This window comes from Anabaena sp. UHCC 0253 (assembly GCF_009712085.1).
In the GTDB taxonomy this organism is placed as follows: domain Bacteria; phylum Cyanobacteriota; class Cyanobacteriia; order Cyanobacteriales; family Nostocaceae; genus Dolichospermum.
Window position 1 is genome coordinate 426909 of record NZ_VILD01000002.1, and the last position, 20621, is coordinate 447529.

15 protein-coding genes and 1 pseudogene are annotated in these 20621 nt (G+C 39.9%); 9 read left to right on the forward strand and 7 right to left on the reverse strand.

What is annotated here, in order from left to right:
* Positions 1-115 precede the first annotated feature (115 nt).
* The gene (locus FJR38_RS06090; protein ID WP_168535961.1) at positions 116-562 is read left to right on the forward strand and encodes an SLC13 family permease; all 447 of its coding nucleotides are present in this window, start codon (positions 116-118) and stop codon (positions 560-562) included.
* A gap of 15 nt (positions 563-577) precedes the next feature.
* The gene (dnaB, locus tag FJR38_RS06095; protein ID WP_168535963.1) at positions 578-2122 is read left to right on the forward strand and encodes a replicative DNA helicase; all 1545 of its coding nucleotides are present in this window, start codon (positions 578-580) and stop codon (positions 2120-2122) included.
* A 233-nt stretch (positions 2123-2355) separates the two neighbouring features.
* Here the strand turns inward: dnaB and FJR38_RS06100 are convergent, their stop codons facing one another.
* The 3 genes from FJR38_RS06100 to FJR38_RS06110 all read right to left on the reverse strand — a co-directional run bounded on the left by FJR38_RS06100 (position 2356) and on the right by FJR38_RS06110 (position 6398).
* On the reverse strand, positions 2356-4122 hold the full coding sequence (locus FJR38_RS06100; protein ID WP_168495569.1) for a ribonuclease J: 1767 nt from the start codon (positions 4120-4122) through the stop codon (positions 2356-2358).
* Between the two features lie 237 nt (positions 4123-4359).
* A complete protein-coding gene (gene dapA / locus FJR38_RS06105) occupies positions 4360-5244 on the reverse strand; it encodes a 4-hydroxy-tetrahydrodipicolinate synthase (protein WP_168495567.1) in 885 nt (294 codons plus the stop codon).
* Positions 5245-5375: 131 nt separating this feature from the next.
* Complete coding sequence (locus tag FJR38_RS06110) at positions 5376-6398, reverse strand: aspartate-semialdehyde dehydrogenase (RefSeq protein WP_168495565.1); 1023 nt, start codon at positions 6396-6398, stop codon at positions 5376-5378.
* A 1045-nt stretch (positions 6399-7443) separates the two neighbouring features.
* Between FJR38_RS06110 and tig the strand changes: the two genes are divergently transcribed.
* The 4 genes from tig to FJR38_RS06130 all read left to right on the forward strand — a co-directional run bounded on the left by tig (position 7444) and on the right by FJR38_RS06130 (position 11983).
* A complete protein-coding gene (tig, locus tag FJR38_RS06115; RefSeq protein ID WP_168535969.1) occupies positions 7444-8838 on the forward strand; it encodes a trigger factor in 1395 nt (464 codons plus the stop codon).
* A gap of 170 nt (positions 8839-9008) precedes the next feature.
* Entirely contained in the window at positions 9009-9686 is a 678-nt protein-coding gene (gene clpP / locus FJR38_RS06120) for an ATP-dependent Clp endopeptidase proteolytic subunit ClpP (protein ID WP_168495561.1), read from the forward strand.
* A gap of 30 nt (positions 9687-9716) precedes the next feature.
* A complete protein-coding gene (clpX, locus tag FJR38_RS06125) occupies positions 9717-11060 on the forward strand; it encodes an ATP-dependent protease ATP-binding subunit ClpX (RefSeq protein ID WP_168495559.1) in 1344 nt (447 codons plus the stop codon).
* A gap of 71 nt (positions 11061-11131) precedes the next feature.
* Positions 11132-11983, forward strand: coding sequence for an alpha/beta fold hydrolase (locus tag FJR38_RS06130; RefSeq protein ID WP_168535971.1), 852 nt, complete (start codon positions 11132-11134; stop codon positions 11981-11983).
* A gap of 171 nt (positions 11984-12154) precedes the next feature.
* Here the strand turns inward: FJR38_RS06130 and ureC are convergent.
* The 3 genes and pseudogenes from ureC to FJR38_RS06145 all read right to left on the reverse strand — a co-directional run.
* Positions 12155-13854: pseudogene (gene ureC, locus FJR38_RS06135) on the reverse strand (urease subunit alpha); the annotation flags it as partial.
* Between the two features lie 293 nt (positions 13855-14147).
* Positions 14148-14714: a phycobiliprotein lyase gene (locus FJR38_RS06140; protein ID WP_168495553.1), complete on the reverse strand. Its 567-nt coding sequence runs from the start codon at positions 14712-14714 to the stop codon at positions 14148-14150.
* A 73-nt stretch (positions 14715-14787) separates the two neighbouring features.
* Positions 14788-15468, reverse strand: coding sequence for a HEAT repeat domain-containing protein (locus FJR38_RS06145; RefSeq protein WP_168495551.1), 681 nt, complete (start codon positions 15466-15468; stop codon positions 14788-14790).
* Positions 15469-15786: 318 nt separating this feature from the next.
* Between FJR38_RS06145 and FJR38_RS06150 the strand changes: the two genes are divergently transcribed.
* Entirely contained in the window at positions 15787-16338 is a 552-nt protein-coding gene (locus FJR38_RS06150) for a ferritin-like domain-containing protein (protein WP_168495549.1), read from the forward strand.
* Between the two features lie 79 nt (positions 16339-16417).
* On the opposite strand, the gene FJR38_RS06155 is transcribed toward FJR38_RS06150, so the two are convergent.
* Complete coding sequence (locus tag FJR38_RS06155) at positions 16418-17077, reverse strand: fasciclin domain-containing protein (protein ID WP_168495547.1); 660 nt, start codon at positions 17075-17077, stop codon at positions 16418-16420.
* Between the two features lie 524 nt (positions 17078-17601).
* Between FJR38_RS06155 and FJR38_RS06160 the strand changes: the two genes are divergently transcribed.
* Together FJR38_RS06160 and FJR38_RS06165 are read left to right on the forward strand one after the other, a co-directional pair.
* Entirely contained in the window at positions 17602-18396 is a 795-nt protein-coding gene (locus FJR38_RS06160) for a glutathione S-transferase family protein (protein WP_168495545.1), read from the forward strand.
* A 74-nt stretch (positions 18397-18470) separates the two neighbouring features.
* Positions 18471-20201, forward strand: a complete 1731-nt coding sequence (locus tag FJR38_RS06165) for an ATP-binding protein (protein WP_168495542.1) — start codon at positions 18471-18473, stop codon at positions 20199-20201.
* The last annotated feature ends 420 nt before the right edge of the window (positions 20202-20621 follow it).

Genomic DNA, 20621 nt, shown 5'->3' on the forward strand with positions numbered 1-20621 from the left:
CATTGTATTTTTGTTGAGTCTGATGGTGATTAGCTCCAACTTTACCTTTGCTAGATTTTCCTGCCAAGCAATGATGCTGCTATTGAACTCTGCCCCTAGTCCTTTAGATTGATTGATGGCTCTAACTTTCGGCTGTGGTATCCTCTCGCCCTTGTTTCTCCATGACACCATAACTCTAATTCTTACACCCCTCACTTTCAGTCTAACTCTATCTCTAGGCTTAACTACCATCCCAGATATAGTAGCTGTAGCTGGTGCGACTAATATTGGTTCTGTCGCAACGTTAAGCAGTAATCCTCAAAATATATTAATTGGCTCATTTTCACAGATTCCCTACCTAGAATTTTTGCGTATTCTTGCACCAATAGCTTTTACAGGACAAAGATGGTACAAGGGATCTGTTAAAATGTGGGGTTATGATTTACGTAACCAGTTAGTTGCTAATATTGCCTCTAATCAAGCTAGAGAGTATATTGTATTTACCAATGGTAAAAAATTATTAGTAGAGACAGCATGGCGTTGGGGATGGGAACGAGTGCTTAATTATGCAACTACTGAATAAATAACTAATTAGCTTATGTCCTTAAACTACTACGAATATATTAATTCTCTACAGTGGCAGGAAGTTCGTAAACTAGCTTTGCAACGAGCTACTTACAAATGTCAAATTTGTGGAAAAACTAATGATTTAGATGTTCATCATAATTCTTATTCAAATCTTGGTAACGAACAAGAGCATTTAGAAGATTTAGTTGCGTTGTGTGCGGAGCATCATCAACTCTATCATGATGCTTTAGCTGATTTTGAGAGACTTACTAACCCAAAACTGGAAGAAAAATTTCTTGGTGCTTTACTTCAGCAAACACCTACTTTCATTAAATCTTTATCAGATAATTTATTTGCTGATATTTTCACCTCTAGTCTTAGAAAAGAGGTTTTTAATTACTTGTTGTCAAGAGCTACGAATGAAAAAGCTACTGACACAGTAATTATATCTATATACCTAGATCAAATTAAACTTTTAGAACTGGAAGAAGCGGAAATATTACTAAATAATTGGGTTAGTTATTGTCCAAAACCACAGAACGCAGAAGTTTATTTACAAGAACTAAATGATTTATATCTAAGACGAAAAATTCAGCAATTACCCGCTAAAATTACAAGACTAAATCGAGCTTTACAGCGACCAGTTATTGAATTAATTGATAGTATACAAGCATCAGTTCAGGAAATAGTTAATAAAACGACTACTAATGGGATCGTTCATATTTCAGATCCTTTAACCGAAACTTTTCAAAATATAGAGATAAGACATCAAGGATTAAGTTTACCCGGTATTCCTTGTGGATTTTATGATTTGGATGCCATGACTAGCGGATTTCAGCCTTCTGATCTAATTATTGTAGCTGGTCGTCCATCAATGGGCAAATCTTCATTCGCGTTAGGTATTGCTCATAATATTGCTGCGGGTTACAACCTACCAGTCTGTATTTTTAGTCTAGAGATGTCAAAAAACCAAGTTGTTGAACGTCTATTATCAGCAGAAGTAGGGATAGAACATGGTTTTTTGAGGTCAGGTCGGATAAGTCAGACACAATGGGAGCCGCTTTCACGTGCAATAGATAGGCTTCATGAGATACCAATTTATATTGATGATACGCCAAACCTTAGTATTAGGGAAATTCGATCTAAAGCTCGCCAAGTTATGGTCAATCAAGATAATTCATTAGGTTTAATTGTCATTGACTATATACAATTATTAGCAGGGGATAATGATGAAAATCGGGCGCGTGAATTGGCAAAAATTACTCGTTCTTTAAAAGCACTTGCTAAAGAATTCAATGTTCCCGTGATTGCATTATCTCAAATTAATCGTAGTGTTGAATCTCGAACTAATAAACGACCAATGTTGTCAGATTTGAAAGAATCAGGTTCTATTGAGGAAGATGCTGATTTAGTGATGATGCTTTACCGAGATGAATATTATAGTCCTGATACTCCTGATAGAGGTATTGCGGAAGTTATTATTGCTAAACATCGCAACGGACCAACAGGAACAATAAAGCTGTTGTTTAATCAGCAGTTCACAAAATTTAAGAACCTTGCACGACCGAATTGGTAATAAACACAGTAAATTTTACTGGCAAATACTTTACGAAATCGCCTTCAGAAATTAAAACTGCTATCATCCAACGTCTTCTTTTCTTCCTTCGTGTCCTTCGTGCCTTCGTGGTTCATTCAATAGCTATTCTTTAGCTAAGAAAAGAGTAATGAACTGTCTTGTTAACTCTCAAACAAAAAACGCAAAGATGCTAAAACACCTTTGCGCCTTTGCGTCTTTGCGTGAGCTAATTCTTAAGAAGCCACAGCAGTAGAACGAGTGCGTCGTCTTCTGCCATCAGAAACCTTCACAGGAGGCTCTTCCGGGATTTGCATTAACAAAGTCAAAGAAGGTTGACATTGCAACTCTCTCCGCATAGAACGAGCTAATTCACGTTCTAACATTTCTTGCAAACCACCCCAGTCTGTATCTGCGGGCTGTCCTTCTAGGGGAGAAAATTCTGACCACCGGACACCGAGAATTTCTTCAAGGCGCTGTTGTACCCATTTCTGTAAGAGCGATCGCTCGATACTTGTCACCACACCTTGCATATGCAGTTCTGGTCTAGCCATGAGCTTACCGTTCCAATCAATGGCAGCAGCAATAGTCACCATGCCTTCTGAAGCCATGCGTTGGCGTTCTTGCAATACTTGAGAACTCACCATGCCAGAACTAGAAGTATCTACCAATTCAATTCCAGATGGTACTTTTGCAGTAGCACGAATAGAATTTTCTGTCAACTCTATCACATCGCCATTTTGGATAATCACCATATTTTCCGCCGGGATGCCCATACTTTGAGCAGTTTGCGAATGCTTGACTAACATCCGATGTTCACCGTGGAATGGCACAAAGAACTTAGGACGAGTTAAAGCAATCATCAGCTTTTGTTCTTCCTGACAGCCATGTCCGGAAACGTGAATCCCTTTATCCCTTCCATAGACTACTTTTGCCCCTTGAATCATCAATTTATCAATGGTGTTCACCACTGCAATTGTGTTACCGGGAATGGGGTTAGCAGAGAATACAACTGTATCTCCTTGGCGAATTTTGATATGGGGGTGTTCTTTGTTAGCAATTCTGGTCATTGCTGCCATTCTTTCACCCTGAGAGCCAGTAGTTAAAATTAACACTCTATCATCTGGCATTCCCCGGACAGTATGCAACGGTTGGAACAGGCTATCTTCACATTTGATATAACCTAAATTCCGAGCGTGGGCGATTAAATTCAGCATTGAACGCCCTACAACTGTCACCACACGATTATGTTTTCTTGCTAGTTGCAAAATCATGTTGATGCGATGAACACTCGAAGCAAAGGTAGTGACAAATAAGCGTCCAGTCGCGTAGGAAAATTCTCGATCAAGATTGGGAAAAACAGAACGTTCGGAAGGGGTAAATCCGGGAACTTCGGCGTTGGTGGAATCACTCAATAAGCAGAGTACGCCTTTTTCGCCATGTTCTGCTAGACGTTGTAAGTCGAATTTTTCACCATCTACGGGAGTATGATCAATTTTAAAGTCTCCCGTGTGGATAACTACGCCCAATGGTGTATGAATAGCAACAGTAAAACTATCAGCGATGGAGTGGGTGTTGCGGATATATTCGGCAAAGAAATGTTGACCAATTCTCACCACGTCGCGGGGCATGACTGTTCTTAATTCTGTGCGATCGCGCACTCCTGCTTCTTCTAATTTTCCTTCTAGCATTGCCATTGCTAGTCTTGGTCCATGAATTACAGGAATATCAAATTGCTTCAAGTGAAAAGCAATGCCCCCAATATGGTCTTCATGACCATGAGTGACGATCATGCCTTTAATCTTATGGCGATTTTCCCGCAGGTAGGTTGTATCTGGTAATACAATATTTACCCCGTGCATGGCCTCTGTAGGAAATGCTAATCCTGCATCTAAGAGAATAATTTCGTCGTCATACTCGAAAACGCAAGTATTTTTACCTATTTCGTGTAGACCACCCAAAGGAATAATTTTGAGAGTGGGATTAGTTTCGGTTTTAGACATTTTCTCCTGGAGATTGTTGTTGGTTGTTAATCAGTTGATAGTTCGGTTTCTTGTATGAAAGAAAACACCAAATTTCTGTTTAAATTCAGCTTTTATGCAGTCCTATGCAATTGTGTTTACGTAAAACGGACTTAAAACTGAATGGTTTTTATATGGTTCAGTTGTAGCACAGGTGTTTCAATTGCAATCAAATAACAATTCATACACATTATTTATAAGTCGCTTACTTATTGCTGTTTAGATTAAATTCAGCTTTTCCATGACTGATTTTAATTTTTGAGAAACATCCAGATCAGCTTCACATAGGGGTGGCCGAGTTGAACCTACTTCCCAACCTTGCAGTTTTAGTGCTTCTTTGACAGGAATGGGATTTGTAGTTAAAAATAAAGCTTTAAACAATGGAAACAGTTGTAGATGAATGTCGGTAGCAATTTGAGTTTTTCCTACTTGCCATGCTTGAATCATCTCTTGGAGTTGATTACCAACCAAATGAGAAGCCACGCTGATCACACCTTGAGCGCCTATTGCTAACATAGGTAAGGTTAAAGAATCATCCCCAGCGTAAATCTGAAATTCTTTTGGTGTCAAGCGACGGATTTCACTAACTTGATCTAAGTTGCCACTGGCTTCTTTAATTCCTACAATATTATCAATTTCTGATAACCGTACTACTGTTTCTGGATTGAGGTTTTGGCCAGTCCGACCGGGGATGTTATATAGTATCATTGGCAAGTCAGGACAGGATTGCGCTATTGCCTGAAAGTGCTGATATAACCCAGATTGCGGCGGTTTATTGTAATATGGGACTACTTGTAAAGAACCATGTACTCCTATTTTAGCTGCTTTTTGAGTGGCGGCGATCGCTTCTTTAGTGTAATTAGAACCACACCCAGCAATTACTTTAGCTTTACCCGATACGGCTTGCAATACCTCAACAAATAATTGGTATTCTTCATCCCAACTCAGTGTCGGGGATTCCCCTGTTGTTCCACACACCACTAAAGCATCTGTGCCGTTGTTAACTAAATGATCTGCTAGTTTGGCTACCACATCATAGTTAATACTACCATCTGCTTTAAACGGCGTAATCATAGCCGTTACAATTGTACCAAAATCTCCCACCCTTTTTTCTCCTCATTTATCAGTTTTTAGTCGTATGGGCGTGTTTAGCAGATAAATATAGCTACTATTTGATAATTTATATATAAAACCCGCCCACATATTGGAATTATCAGTTATTTCCCCACCTCAAATTAATGACTAAACCAATCTTTGTTTACTAATAACTCCGCAATTTGAACTGCGTTTAATGCTGCACCTTTACGGATTTGATCGCCACATAGCCACAATTCTAAACCACAAGGATGAGAAATATCCTGACGAATTCTCCCCACTAAAATTTCATCTTTTCCACTGGCATCTATTGGCATCGGAAAATAATTTTTTTGCCAATCTTCTACTAATTTAACACCAGGTGATTTACTCAATATTTCTCTAGCTGTATCTGGATTAAAAGGTGTATCAAATTCTAGATTAATTGCCTCAGAATGGGCGCGGAGTACGGGAACTCGTACACAAGTAGCTGTAATTCTGATTTCTTGATTACCGAATATTTTGCGAGTTTCGTTCACCATTTTCATTTCTTCCTCGCAATATCCCCAAGCAGTTAAAGGGGAATTATGGGGAAATAAATTAAATGCCAACGGATAAGGTAATACCTCTGCTACTGGTTGCTTTCCTTGTAGTATAGCGCCACTTTGGATTTTGACTTCCTCCATCGCCTTTGCCCCAGCACCACTAGCTGATTGATAGGTAGCGGCAATAATCCTTTTGACTGGTTTTACTTGATGTAATGGCCACACTGCCAATGACATCAGAATTGTCGTACAGTTGGGATTAGCGATAATTCCTTGATGATTAGATGCGGCTTGGGGATTTACCTCTGGCACTACTAAAGGTACATCTGGGTTCATGCGGAAGGCGCTGGAATTATCAATTACCACTCCTCCTTTTTCTACAGCTATCCCCGCCCAAGCTTTGGAGATACTGCCCCCAGCACTGGCTAAGACTAAATCTACATGATCAAAGGAATGATTACTGACAGCCTCTACTGATATATCTTCTCCTTTGAATCTTAGTTTTTGTCCAGCACTGCGTTCTGATGCCAACAATTTGAGGTCAGCTAGGGGAAAATTTCGGCTTTCTAGTAATTCTAGCAACTCTGTGCCTACAGCACCCGTTGCTCCCAAAATAGCTACACGATAGGATTTAGACAAACTCAACTCCTCCTTTAAGAGGTTATTAACACGTTTTCTTTTCGGAACAAGCAAAAAAACAAATATCTCTGTTGTTGATCTCAACAGCCGATGTTAAATAATAAAATTTGAATATTTTTGGAATTTTATCTCAGTTTTTGACGATTATTGAGGAATTTGAGACGCATTTGTTTATATTGCAGTTAAAAAATAGATGATATCGTAGTTTACAGCAATTTATTAATAACAATCAAAGATACTACCGTATAATGTTCTATCATACAACAAGCTGCAAAAAAAGGAAACTCAGAAAAATTAACATTTAGATATTTTTGATCAGCTGGGATTGTAAAGTTATATTACCGGAACTAGGGCGACTATCTTGAATCAGTGGGATATGTTACTAGAAACTCCCTACTAACTTCTTTACGCCGGCCTCACGAACTAGATTATACCTTGCTACGTCCACTAGTACCGCAGGGCGGAATTAAAAAATCATGATTAGAAATTCCCAAAGCAGATGGAACAAGCTTGTTAAGGATTTTGAATGATTTGCTTATTTACGTCATTGTGTAATAGTCGTAGAGAACTCATTTTGAATTAACACTCACCTACTTAGTCCTAATTCTGATGTTAGGATAGTTTAATCAGTACAAGATTAAAAACCTACCTCCGGACTGGGGGAAAGTCTACGCCCGAAACAACCTTGAGGAGATATCACTACGCCCTACTGGGCAAACGTGGTGAGCCTGAGAACCTGTGTAAACAGGATATTAAGACTGTGAAGTCTTAAGAATTTCCTTGCCTTTAGGCAGGAGAGTGTCAAGTTTTGAGAAAGTTTTCAGTGCCTTGCTTTTGGCCGTAAACTGGATATCTGCTAGAGGTAATCATCCATTTTTGGATTTGAATAATGCCTGATCAGCATATCCTCACCGTGAGATATTCAAGATAGAAACGCCTGAAAATAGTGATAGCCGAAGCCGTGAGCGATCGCTTCCCGTGGTGATAGGCAATTGCGTCTTGTGTGTACTCGTAAATAAAAATACCAGAAAAATAGAAACAAAGCATGAAAGTTACCCAGGAAAGACTTCCCGCCAGTCAAATTGGTTTAGAAATAGAAATTACACCGGAAATTACCAAACAAAAATACGATCAAGTCATTAGAAATTTAAGCAATACCGTCAACATTCCTGGGTTTCGCAAAGGCAAAGTACCCCGGCAAGTATTAATCCAACGCCTCGGAACTACTCGTGTCAAGGCGGCCGCCCTGGAAGAAATAATTCAAGAAGGTATTGAGCAAGCAATTAAACAAGAAGCCATTGCCGCGATTGGTCAACCGCAATTACGCTCTTCCTTCGATGATTTGATTAATAATTATGACCCCGGCCAACCTTTGACTATTTCTGCTGCGGTGGATACAGTCCCAGAAATCAAGTTAAACCAATACACTGGGTTAGAGGCCAAAGCCGAGGAAATCAAATATGATCCTACCCAAGTAGATACAATCATCGAAGAACAAAGAGCAAAATTAGCAACATTAGTCCCTGTAGAAGGACGTGCAGCCGCAATTGGTGATGTAGCTGTAATTGATTTTAAAGGTGTGATTGCTAAAGCAGAAGGTGAAGACCCCGACACCGAACCAAAACCAATTCCCGGTGGAGAAGGAACTGATTTTCAAGTTGAGTTACAAGAAGATAGGTTTATCCCTGGTTTTGTCTTGGGTATAGTGGGTATGAACCCTGGAGAAACCAAAGAAGTCTCGGCTCAATTCCCAGATCCTTACGCTAACGAAGAATTATCTGGTAAAGCGGCTCTGTTTACCATCACACTTAAAGAAATCAAAACCAAAGAACTACCAGAGTTAGATGATGATTTCGCCCAAGAAGTCAGTGAATTTGAGACATTAGATCAATTACGGGCATCCTTGGAAGAACGGTATCAAAAAGAAGCCGCAGATAAAACCAAAGAGAATCAGCAAGAAGCTTTATTGAAAGAACTGCTCAACTATGTAGAAATAGACTTACCGACAACATTCATTGATCAAGAAGTTGATGCTATGCTGACACAAACAGCAATGAAGTTGTCTCAGCAGGGGATAGATGTTAAAAAGCTATTTACCCAAGATATTATTCCCCAATTGCGAGATAGATCAAAGCCTGAAGCGATAGATCGTCTCAAACGTTCTCTCTCTTTACAAGAAATTGGCAAACGCGAATCCATCGCAGTGACAGCAGCAGAAGTTCAAGCTAGAGTCACAGAGTTGATGGTAGAGTATCCTGATCAAGACTTGGATGAAGATAGACTGCGTGGAGTAGTCGAAGAAGAACTTTTAACCAAAAAGATTGTTGATTGGTTACTAGAACACTCTTCTGTGGAATTAGTCCCAGAAGGTTCTTTAACTGCTATAGAAGCAGAAACAGATTCAGCAGTTCCAGAAGCAGAAACCAGTAATCCTGAGTAATAGGATAGGTGACAGATGACAGGTGACAGGTGACAGGTTAACCAGCGCGGTCTTGGGGGTTTCCCCCTTGCTTCCTGCCCCCTGCTCCCCTGCCTCTTACCCCTGACTCCTACTATATGAGGCATAATGGTTAAGAGTTCACAATTCCATTTATTGTTAAATATTCTAGTATGCTTGTATCGCAGTCGGGAAATTACCCAATCACGAGCTTGAGTCCCATCAGCATTAACAGCAATTTCAGCAGCCCTAGCAACATCGTACCGATGGTGGTAGAACAGTCTGGTATGGGAGAAAGAGCATTTGATATCTACTCCCGCCTACTACGCGAGCGGATTATTTTCTTGGGAACACCCATAGATGATGTTGTCGCTAACTCTATTGTTGCCCAATTACTATTCCTCGATTCTGAAGATGCAGAAAAGGATATTCAACTGTACATAAATTCTCCTGGTGGCTCTGTCTACGCAGGTATGGCAATTTATGATACAATTCAACAAATACGTCCCGATGTTGTCACCATCTGCTTTGGACTAGCCGCGAGCATGGGGGCCTTTTTATTAACATCTGGAACTCCAGGAAAGCGGATGTCTTTACCTGACTCCCGGATTATGATTCACCAACCCCTTGGTGGCGCTCAAGGACAAGCCATTGACATTGAAATTCAAGCGCGAGAAATTCTGTATATTAAGGGTGAGTTAAATCAATTAATGGCCAAACATACTGGTCAACCCTTAGAAAAACTTGAAGCTGATACAGAACGCGACTTTTTTATGTCAGCAGAAGAAGCGAAGAATTATGGTTTGATCGATCAGGTCATTTCTAGACAAAATCTTCCCACAGCAGGGTAAAACGTCACCATTCTGAAATAAGAGGCTGATATGTCTAAGTACGACTCCCATTTAAAATGTTCATTTTGTGGTAAGTCTCAAGAGCAGGTGCGTAAGTTAATCGCGGGTCCGGGAGTCTACATCTGCGATGAATGCGTTGACTTGTGTAATGAAATCCTCGATGAGGAATTGCTGGATACCAATACTGCGGCGGCGCAACCAGCCCAAAAGTCAGAACCACCTGAAAAACAACGTCGTACTCGTTCGGCTAATCTCTCGTTTAATCAAATTCCTAAACCGAGAGAGATTAAAAAATATTTAGACGAACACGTTATCGGCCAAGATGAAGCCAAAAAAGTGCTATCTGTGGCTGTTTACAATCACTACAAACGCTTGGCTGTGATTCAGTCTAAAGCCAGTGGAAAATCGGGATCTGATGATGCTATCGAACTACAAAAGTCTAATATCTTGCTCATTGGACCAACTGGTTGCGGGAAAACTCTCTTAGCGCAAACTCTAGCAAAAATTCTAGATGTTCCCTTTGCTGTTGCTGATGCCACAACCTTAACTGAAGCGGGGTATGTGGGGGAAGATGTGGAAAATATTTTGTTGCGATTGTTGCAAGTGGCAGATTTGGATGTAGAAGAAGCTCAACGGGGCATTATCTATATTGATGAAATTGACAAAATCGCCCGCAAAAGCGAAAATCCCTCCATTACTAGAGATGTTTCCGGAGAAGGTGTACAGCAAGCTTTACTAAAAATGTTAGAGGGGACTGTGGCTAATGTCCCACCCCAAGGCGGACGCAAGCACCCATATCAAGATTGTATCCAAATTGATACGAGCAATATCTTGTTTGTTTGTGGTGGTGCTTTCGTTGGTTTAGATAAAGTGGTAGATCAGAGAGTTGGTAAAAAGTCAATAGGCTTTGTCCAACCAGGAGAAGGTCAAAGCAAGGAAAAACGAACTGCTGATACATTGCGTCATCTCGAACCAGATGATTTGGTGAAATTTGGGATGATTCCTGAGTTTATTGGGCGGATTCCTATGGTGGCTGTGGTAGATCCTCTGGATGAGGATGCGCTGATGGCAATTTTGACTGAGCCACGTAGTGCTTTGGTGAAACAGTACCAAAAACTCCTGAATATGGATAATGTCCAGTTAGATTTTAAAACAGATGCTTTGAAAGCGATCGCTCAAGAAGCCTATCGGCGGAAAACTGGGGCGCGGGCTTTACGAGGTATTGTGGAAGAGTTGATGCTGGATGTCATGTATGAGTTACCTTCCCGTAAGGATGTGACTTGCTGTACTATCACGAGAGAAATGGTTGAGAAGCGTTCAACGGCTGAACTATTAGTACATCCGTCTTCTTTACCTAAACCAGAATCGGCTTAATTGATAATTGATAATTGACAATTGACAATTGACAATTATCAATTTTTAATTTTAATTTTTACTTGTGACAAATGAGTTATATAAACGTTCGGGGTGTTGAGCATTATTACGAGTGGATGAAAAAACCATCAGATGTTATTAAACCTGTGATGGTTTTTTTGCATGGTTGGGCGGGTTCGGCTAGATACTGGCAAAGTACGGCGGAAGCTTTATTAGATGACTTTGATTGTTTACTCTATGATATGCGCGGTTTTGGGCGTTCTCAGGCTAAATTTAGCTTGGAACAACCCCCTGGAATTGAAAATTTAAGTTATCAATTAGAGGATTACGCTGAGGATTTAGCAGCTTTATTAGATGGGTTGCATCTGGGGCGTGTTTATATTAATGCTCATTCTATGGGCGCTTCCATAGCTACTTTGTTTTTTAACCGCTATCCTCAAAAGGTGGAAAAGGGAATTTTAACTTGTAGCGGTATTTTTGAATATGATGAAAAGGCTTTTGCTGCTTTTTATAAATTCGGGGGATTAGTAGTTAAATTTCGTCCCAAATGGTTAGGGAAAATCCCTTTGGCTGACAGAATGTTTATGGCTAGATTTCTTCATAGTTCTATTCCTAAATCTGAACGCCAGGCTTTTTTACAAGATTTCATTAATGCTGATTATGAAACAGCTTTGGGAACAATTTTCACGTCTGTTAGTAAAGAACAGGCGGATTTTATGCCCCAAGAATTCGCTAAATTAACTGTGCCGACGCTATTAATTGCGGGAGAATATGACATTATTATTCCGGCTGAATTGGCAAAAAGAGCCGCAGCACTAAATGATAAAGTCGAGTTAACTATTATTTCTAATACTGCACATTTTCCGATGTTGGAAGATCCAGAAACGTATTTGGCAAGGGTAAAAGAATTTTTAAATAATTGACAATTGATAATTGACAACTTTTAATAACCCAGATTCGAGACTATTCTGATCTTCTTCTAATTCTTCCTCAGTGACTGGGCGCAGGCCCTGCGCCCCTACCTCCTCACTCCTAGTCCTCACGAAATGACTTTCTCGGCAAACCCTAAGTCTTCCTGCGGGGACTAAAATAAAAAAGTATCTTTGTGCCATTGGTAAAACTGTTGCAGGTTCACAGGTTAGTAATTCACCGTCTGCACGAACTTCGTAGGTTTCGGGATCTACTTCAATATGAGGTAAAGCATCATTTAATTTCATATCCTGTTTAGTTAATTGTCGAGTTCCTGAAACAGCGATCGCTAAGTTTTTTCAAACCTAATTGTTGAGGAATGTCTCTTGCTAAAGCTGCTTGAGAAACAAAAGTTAATGATGTGGCGTTTCTTGCACCAGCAAAACTGCCAAACATCGGGCGCATATACACAGGTTGGGGTGTGGGAATACTAGCATTAGCATCGCCCATTTGTGACCAAGCAATCATGCCTCCTTTAATGACAATTTCCGGTTTGACACCAAAAAATGCAGGTTTCCACAAACATAAATCTGCTAATTTTCCTGCTTCCACAGATCCTACATATTCAGAAATACCATGAGTAATAGCTGGATTAATTGTATATTTAGCAACGTATCTTTTGGCACGTAAATTATCTGCATGGCGATCGCCCGCAAGACTTCCTCGCTGTACCTTCATTTTATGTGATGTCTGCCAAGTACGAATTATGACTTCGCCAACCCTTCCCATCGCTTGGGAATCGGAAGCAATCATACTAAATGCCCCTAAGTCGTGGAGAATATCTTCCGCCGCAATAGTTTCTCTACGGATACGAGACTCAGCAAAAGATACATCTTCAGGAATTGCCGGATCAAGGTGATGACATACCATCAACATATCCAGATGTTCATCGAGAGTGTTGACGGTGTAAGGACGAGTGGGGTTGGTGGAAGATGGTAAAACGTTACTTTGTCCACAAACTTTGATAATATCGGGTGCGTGTCCTCCTCCTGCCCCTTCGGTGTGGTAGGTATGAATAGCACGATGTTTAAAAGCGGCAATTGTATCTTCGACAAATCCGGCTTCGTTGAGGGTGTCAGTGTGAATGGCTACCTGCACATCATATTCATCAGCAACAGTGAGACAGGTGTCAATTGTGGTAGGAGTCGTTCCCCAGTCTTCATGGAGTTTTAATCCCATTGCCCCCGCTTCAATTTGTTCTACTAGTCCTTGAGGTTGGCTGGTATTACCTTTTCCTAAAAATCCTAAATTGACAGGGAAAGCGTCAGCAGCTTGCAACATTCGGTACATATTCCAAGGACCAGGAGTGCAAGTTGTGGCATTTGTACCTGTAGCGGGACCTGTACCACCACCGATCATTGTAGTAATGCCGGAGGCGATCGCTACTTCAATTTGTTGGGGACATATAAAATGAATGTGAGAATCTATTCCCCCCCGCAGTCAAAATCATTCCTTCTCCTGCTAAAGCTTCAGTTCCCGGTCCAATAATAATATCTATATTGTCTTGAATATAAGGATTTCCGGCTTTACCAATTTTGTAAATTTTGCCGTCTTTAATGCCGATATCGGCTTTAACAATTCCCCACCAATCGAGAATTAAAGCATTAGTAATAACTAAATCTACAGCACCATCAGCATTAGAAATTGGGGATTGTCCCATACCATCCCTAATGACTTTACCACCACCAAATTTCACTTCATCGCCGTAGGTTGTAAAGTCTTGTTCTACTTCAATAAATAATTCCGTGTCGGCTAATCTAATTTTATCACCTACAGTTGGTCCGTAGGTTTCAGCATAGGCACGACGATCCATTTTATAACTCATAATCACCCTTTCAGAAGTTAAGAAACTGTTCAGAAAGAATAAGGAACGGGCAACAGGGAATAGAAAAAACTCATGTTTAAAAACATCTTTTTTTGACTGAGCTTTAAACTGGTGCAAATGAGTGTTTCTTATCTGTTCCCTGTTCCCTGTTCCCTGTTCCCTTTTTGTCAGGACTTACGCACAAGTCACGAAGAAACGAACCACGAAGGAACGAAGAACACGAAGAAAAGAAGGTTTCAGAGATATTTTGCGTAAGTCCTATTTGTGTAATTTTCCCCTGTCCCGTTGCTTCCCTAACTGGTAGCAGAATTAGCTGCTTCAGTAGCTTTTGTAGATGCAGCGGTACTACCCATCCGGATTTCGGAAGTAAAGGAAGCCATACTAAAGCCACCAAACCGTTTGAGAACACTTACTCGCATCCGCAAATTGGGACTAGCAAACCATAACCTTTCTTCTGACCACATGGTTTCATACTCGGTAGTGAGAGTTAAAGCGCCATCACTGCCGATTTTATAGCTACCGGCTACGGGTGCTTTTTCGGCGTAACCCATTTCTCTCAGTAATCTACCTTCATCTGGGTTATTGCGATCGGGAATGGTAGCTAAAACCGTAGAACCTTCATGTTTTTCCTCATCCCATTCCATTGTGCCGTTCCAGGTAACTCTTGCACCACAAGAAGCAGCACTAGGTTCAATTTCATACTGTTCACACAGTTTAATTACTTCTGGATGATCAGCGGCTAATGTCTCAATCACAATGTCTGATTTGCCGTCTTCAGACTGCTTGAACGCCAAATGGTGGCTAGTACGATGGGAAAACCATTTACCAGCACTTAACTCAAAAAATTCCTCAATGTTCATAAACGAAGTTATCCTGCATCACAATTTTGAGTATTCCTCTTAATTTATTAAAAACTAGGAAGAGACTTTAATATCAACTAAGATTGTTTACTTCCTCAAGTCTTTGTAGAGAAATCCTTGCGGCTTCAGCAACGTTACTATGACTATCTTTTTCTAAATATTTTAAAGCCGAGACACTTTTAAGAGTGGGTAAATTGCCTAAAGCTTCAGCAAGACGTTGCCGTACTAACCAATCCTCTGATTGGGCAAAGCGCAGAATATATGTGACAGAATCGAGATCGCGGATTTCTCCCAAAGCAGAAATAGCAGCTTGTTGGATGACTATTTCTTCACTATTTAGCGCCTGGATGAGAATATCATGGGCGCGGGGGTCTTTAATATTACCTAAAGATACAGCAGCACTAAACCTAACTAACCAGTCTGTATCTTCATAGAAAGCCCGTGATAGCACTTCAACGGCTCGATTATCCTCAAGATATCCCAACGCACCAGCCGCATCAGCACGGATACCATAGTCTGGATCTGTTTCCAGAATTTTTACCAGGATAGAATAACACTCCGGCGTTTTTTTAATACCAAGAGCAAATATGGCCATGGAGCGCAGTTGTAGAGATTCATCATCCAAAACTTTTTTAATTAAAGGAACTGCATCATCAGCAGACACTTGGCGCAAACTAGCAAGAGCTACCATGCGATCGCGCAAATTTGGACTTTCTAATTGAGCGGAAATTACTTCTAAACTTGGAGCAGCCATTTATTTGACAGCATTTTCTTAATTTATCTTTACTTTAACGTAATTAGGAAGAAATCTATTGTCTCGCCTCTTCCTTCTGCCCTATTCCCCATGTGTGATCTTGTCACTTAAATAACAATCAGATTTCATCCCCATACTGTGTCTTGGGTATGAAGAGAATAGATCAAGGTGGACGTAGGGTTAATAGAACGACTATCAATACTGTGCGATTAAGGGGGCAAGGGATAGATCAAATTTTTCACTTTTACCCAAACTTCCTTAACTGACAAGTATTGGCACGACTGTTAAATATAGCTTCATACCATCAGGAGAATAATCATGGTTCAACTGAAAGAACGTCCAGGCACACAAAAAATCACCAACTTACAGCAAAAGTTTGTCTATGAAATTAACGCCATGTACGATGCTGAAAATCGCTTTTTAGAAGCCCAGCAGATGATGTGGCAATGTGGTCAAAATAGTAAGTTGAAGGCAGTGATTGAGACACATATTCAAGAAACTGAACAGCAGATTAGAAACCTGGAACAGGTGTTAAATGTCTTAGGAGAACAACCACAACGGATTACTTGTGATGTTGCAGCTAGTTTAATTAGTGAAGGTCAAAAATTTGCACTTCTAGCTGCTGATAATCCCAAACTTGTAGACTTAGGACTAGCAGGATGTAGTTGTAAGATCGAACAAATGGAAATTGCTTGTTATCGTGGTTTAATTAAAGTTGCGGAACAAATGGGACAAAACCAAGTTGTACAGTTGTTAGAGCAAAATTTACGCCAAGAAGAACAAACAGCACAAAAGCTTGAGCCGTTAATGATGCAGTTACTTCAAGACTTAAAGACAACTGATACCAAAACCACTGCTAAATCTCGTTAGATTGCCAAAGTCAGATCCCCGACTTCTCTAAAAAGTCGGGGATCTTGTTGTTAATAATTTAATTCCGCTCTGGGATAGTTTATAAGCTGGGTGGCAGAATCAAATTATCAATTTGATGAATAACTCCGTTGCTACCTTGAATATCTGCCTGAGTTACCTTTGCATCATTCACTTGAACGCCATTATTATCAACTTTGACAGTAATAGGATCTCCTTGTAAACTTTTCACTTCCCCAGATTTTAAATCACCGGAAAGTACCTTACCAGGTACTACATGATAGGTGAGAACCTTCAGCAATACTTCCTTATTTTCTGGCTTTAATAAATCTTGTACTGCGTCTTGTGGTAGTTTCGCAAATGCCTCATCTGTGGGAGCAAAAATAGTAAAAGGACCATCTCCTTGTAATGCTTCAGTGAGTCCTGCTGCTGTTAAAGCTTTAATAAGGGTTTTAAATGAACCATTGGCGTTAGCCAGCACTATTAAGTTCCTGGTTTCTGTTGTGGGTGTGGTGGGAGTAGTTGGGATTGTAGGAATTTCTGTTTCTGAAGGAGTAGGTTTGATGATAGGTGGGGTTTCACTAGGTCTTGTCCCCCGATTGTAAGGCGGTTCGTTGAAAATACTTGGTCTGGGATTGAGTAATTCTTTTGCTGGAGATGGGGTACTAATCAAAAGACTGGCACTAATTAATCCCATGATTGCAGTGATTCTGGTCAATAATTTGCTGTAATTCGCGTTCATAAATTTTGTTTGTATTGATTGTCTACAAGTTATATCAAGATTTATAACATTTTGCCAACTCGAAAATTTCTTTAATTTTGTCAATATGAATCTATCTGCAAATTTAGGAGTCGGTCGCCATTAGTGAAAATATTTGTAAAATTAGGCAATTTTATGCTAAGTTGTAATTTGCATCGTCAAAAAAGTTAAAAAGTTGTATTATTTTCATTCATATCAATCGCTATAATCCCCCATTAATTATCAGACATACAGGATTCTTAAACATCCTCATTTGCATCTTATGAAAAATGAGGGAAAGTTAAGACTCATCATTAAAATATGAGAGAATCTAAAACTAAGAGTATATTTGTCCGCTAGTTAAGTCCTATGAAATAGCTCGAAAATATAAAACATCCCTTGTTAGGATAATTAAAGTTGAGTGACAGCAAATAATTTCAAAAAATGGTTGATTAACAAAAAAATTTCTAGAAATTGAAGATAGAATTATTGAAGTTGAGAACCAAAAAAGTTGCAAAGTATAAAATATGCTAGAATTATATCAGTGGGAATTATCTCAATTTTCTGAAAAAGTCCGTCTTATCCTTGATTATAAGGGATTAGAGTATCGTAAAATCGAAGTTGCGCCGGGGATTGGACAGCTAGAATTATTTCGGATGACTGGACAGAAACAAGTTCCAGTGTTAAAGGATAGAAATAGATATATTGTAGATTCTACAGAAATCGCTAAGTATTTAGATTCAGAATATCCAGATCGGCCGCTGATACCGACAGATCCGAAAAAACGGGCTTTGACTTTATTGTTGGAAGATTGGGCTGATGAGTCAATAGGTGTTAAGGGTAGGAAGGCTCTGTTTGCAGCTATTAGTCAAGATCCAAATTTTCGGAAGTCCTTGTTACCGGTGTCAACTCCAGACATTCTCAAAAATGTGTTGGAAGGTGTTCCTAGTGATTTTCTGTCTGTTCTGGGTTTTGGTGTAGGTTTTACTCCAGATACGGTAAATGCTGCTATTAATAGCTTAAAACAAGATTTGGACATTGTTACCCAGTTGTTGGTAGGTAGTCCTTATTTAACAGGTGATGAACCAACTTTAGCTGATTTAGCAGTAGCTAGTTTGTCAATGCTGTTAAAGTTTCCTGATGGTGCATACTTGGATTTACCAGTATCACTGAGGGGGAAGGGATTGCCCATTTTCGCGGAGAATCCTGATTATGAAGCATTTTTTGCATGGCGCGATCGCATTTACGCACAATTTAGAAAACCATTACCAGGAATAACTCCACCAGTGGGAAATGCACCAACAAGCATTCAGATTGATTAAATAATTGACAATTGACAACTGACAACTGACAACTGACAACGAACAACTGACAACTGACAACTGACAAAATTAAAATGAATTTGGGACAGCCATTAGGTTCAGTTATTGAAGGTTCTCTGACTGGGGGTTTAGAAGTGAGATTACACCCCGATATCTGTGTAGAAGATATGCGGGTGGGTAAATTTCTGGTAGTACAGGGGATGCGATCGCGCTTTTTCTGTATGCTGACAGATGTATCCTTGGGTATGGCAAATGACCGCATTACAGCTAGTCCTCCCAATTGGGAAGATAGTTTTTTACGTGAGGTATTAGCCGGAAGCGGTACTTATGGGATGATCAACCTCGCACCCATGTTGATGTTTACCCCTGAATCTAATGAATCTGTCTTTTTCAGCAATGGTAAATCCCCCAACTCCTTTGTACCATCATCTACGGGTTTAGCCTCTTTTCAACCCCAAACCAGTACGACGATGGAATTGTTACCTGTTAAAACTATTCCTAGTCATTTTAGCCAAGTTTACGAAGCAAGCGAAGAGGATTTCCGCAAGGTATTTGGCTGGGAAGATGATCCTCACCGCAAAAACTTTTCCATCGGTAAACCCTTAGATATGGATGTGCCGATTTGTATTGATTTAAACCGTTTTGTCGAACGAAGTAATGGGATTTTTGGTAAATCTGGGACTGGTAAATCTTTCCTCACCCGCTTAATTTTAGCTGGTGTCATTCGCAAAAATGCTGCGGTTAACCTAATTTTTGATATGCACTCGGAATATGGTTGGGAAGCAGTAGCAGAAGGTAAGAACGTTAATACTGTAAAGGGATTAAAACAATTATTTCCCGGACAAGTTGAAGTTTACACACTTGATCCAGATTCTACTAAGCGGCGGGGTGTACGTGACGCACAAGAACTATACCTGAGCTATGAGCAGATTGAAGTTGAAGATATTAAATTATGTAATCGTGAATTAGGACTTTCCGAAGCGGCGTTAGATAATGCCAATATTCTATTTAGTGAATTGGGTAAATCTTGGATTGTTCAGTTGCTAAATATGAGTAATGAAGAAATTGAGATGTTTTGTGAAGAGAAGCGGGGACACAAAGGCTCAATTATGGCATTACAGCGTAAGTTATTACGCTTAGATAGTTTAAAATATATGCGCGGTGCTTGTCCCCAAAATTATATTAGAAATATTGTCCAATCTCTAGAAGCTGGGAAAAACGTAGTTATCGAATTTGGTTCTCAGTCGAATATGCTTTCATATATGTTGGTGACGAATATGATCACCAGACGGATACATGAGCATTATGTGAAAAAAGCTGATAAATTTCTCCAAAGTAAAAATCCTTTGGATCGGCCGACACCATTAATGATTACAATAGAAGAAGCACACCGCTTTCTTGACCCAGGAGTAGTGCAGAGTACAATCTTTGGAACTATTGCTAGAGAACTGCGAAAGTATTTTGTAACACTTTTGGTAGTTGATCAACGTCCATCAGGCATAGATAATGAAGTCATGTCCCAGATCGGTACTCGGATCACTGCTTTGCTTAATGACGAAAAAGATATTGATGCTATTTTTACAGGTGTATCTGGTGCAGGTGGTTTACGCTCAGTCTTAGCTAAGTTAGACTCTAAGCAACAAGCATTAATTCTCGGTCATGCTGTTCCTATGCCGGTGGTGGTGCGGACTCGTCCTTATGATTCCACTTTTTACGCGGAAATTGGCGCTATAGCTTGGGAAGAGAAGTCAGATGAGGATGTATTCACCGCTGCTGAACTAGCTAAAGCAGATTTAGGATTTTAGCTCTGAATCAGCAATTGACAACTGATAATTGACAACTGACAATTGACGCTTTCGTAACATCCCTCCATTATAGAAGTAACTCAAGTTCGGTTATCCGGCTACTTGAGAGCAACTTGAGAGGGGGTTTTCGCGTCACTATGGATATATCGCAATGGTTAAGGAAGTTAAAGTAAAATAGTTTTCAAGTTTTTGGCTTGATCACTGAAACATTTATCTTCTGGGAACTTTACTATTCACTCTGTTTGTCGTAACATAAAACCAAAGTAAAGTCATACTGACTCCGTTTTTTTAGACGACTATTAGATAAAAAAGAAGAATTGTTGAAAATAGTCGAGTGTACTTGTGTTGAGACTCCAAAATTTCAGGGAGAGGAAGGTAATCTCTATTTAGAGTAGCAACATCTTGACAAAGGCTCGATCA

Bases quoted from the DNA above. Each gene is read 5' to 3' on its own strand.
- FJR38_RS06145 (WP_168495551.1), bottom strand. From the start codon at position 15,468: ATGGCTGCTCCAAGTTTAGAAGTAATTTCCGCTCAATTAGAAAGTCCA.
- FJR38_RS06140 (WP_168495553.1), bottom strand. From the start codon at position 14,714: ATGAACATTGAGGAATTTTTTGAGTTAAGTGCTGGTAAATGGTTTTCC.
- FJR38_RS06130 (WP_168535971.1), top strand. From the start codon at position 11,132: ATGAGTTATATAAACGTTCGGGGTGTTGAGCATTATTACGAGTGGATG.
- FJR38_RS06100 (WP_168495569.1), bottom strand. From the start codon at position 4,122: ATGTCTAAAACCGAAACTAATCCCACTCTCAAAATTATTCCTTTGGGT.
- FJR38_RS06165 (WP_168495542.1), top strand. From the start codon at position 18,471: ATGAATTTGGGACAGCCATTAGGTTCAGTTATTGAAGGTTCTCTGACT.
- FJR38_RS06155 (WP_168495547.1), bottom strand. From the start codon at position 17,077: ATGAACGCGAATTACAGCAAATTATTGACCAGAATCACTGCAATCATG.
- FJR38_RS06090 (WP_168535961.1), top strand. From the start codon at position 116: ATGGCTCTAACTTTCGGCTGTGGTATCCTCTCGCCCTTGTTTCTCCAT.
- FJR38_RS06160 (WP_168495545.1), top strand. From the start codon at position 17,602: ATGCTAGAATTATATCAGTGGGAATTATCTCAATTTTCTGAAAAAGTC.
- clpP (WP_168495561.1), top strand. From the start codon at position 9,009: ATGCTTGTATCGCAGTCGGGAAATTACCCAATCACGAGCTTGAGTCCC.
- dnaB (WP_168535963.1), top strand. From the start codon at position 578: ATGTCCTTAAACTACTACGAATATATTAATTCTCTACAGTGGCAGGAA.
- tig (WP_168535969.1), top strand. From the start codon at position 7,444: ATGAAAGTTACCCAGGAAAGACTTCCCGCCAGTCAAATTGGTTTAGAA.
- clpX (WP_168495559.1), top strand. From the start codon at position 9,717: ATGTCTAAGTACGACTCCCATTTAAAATGTTCATTTTGTGGTAAGTCT.
- FJR38_RS06150 (WP_168495549.1), top strand. From the start codon at position 15,787: ATGGTTCAACTGAAAGAACGTCCAGGCACACAAAAAATCACCAACTTA.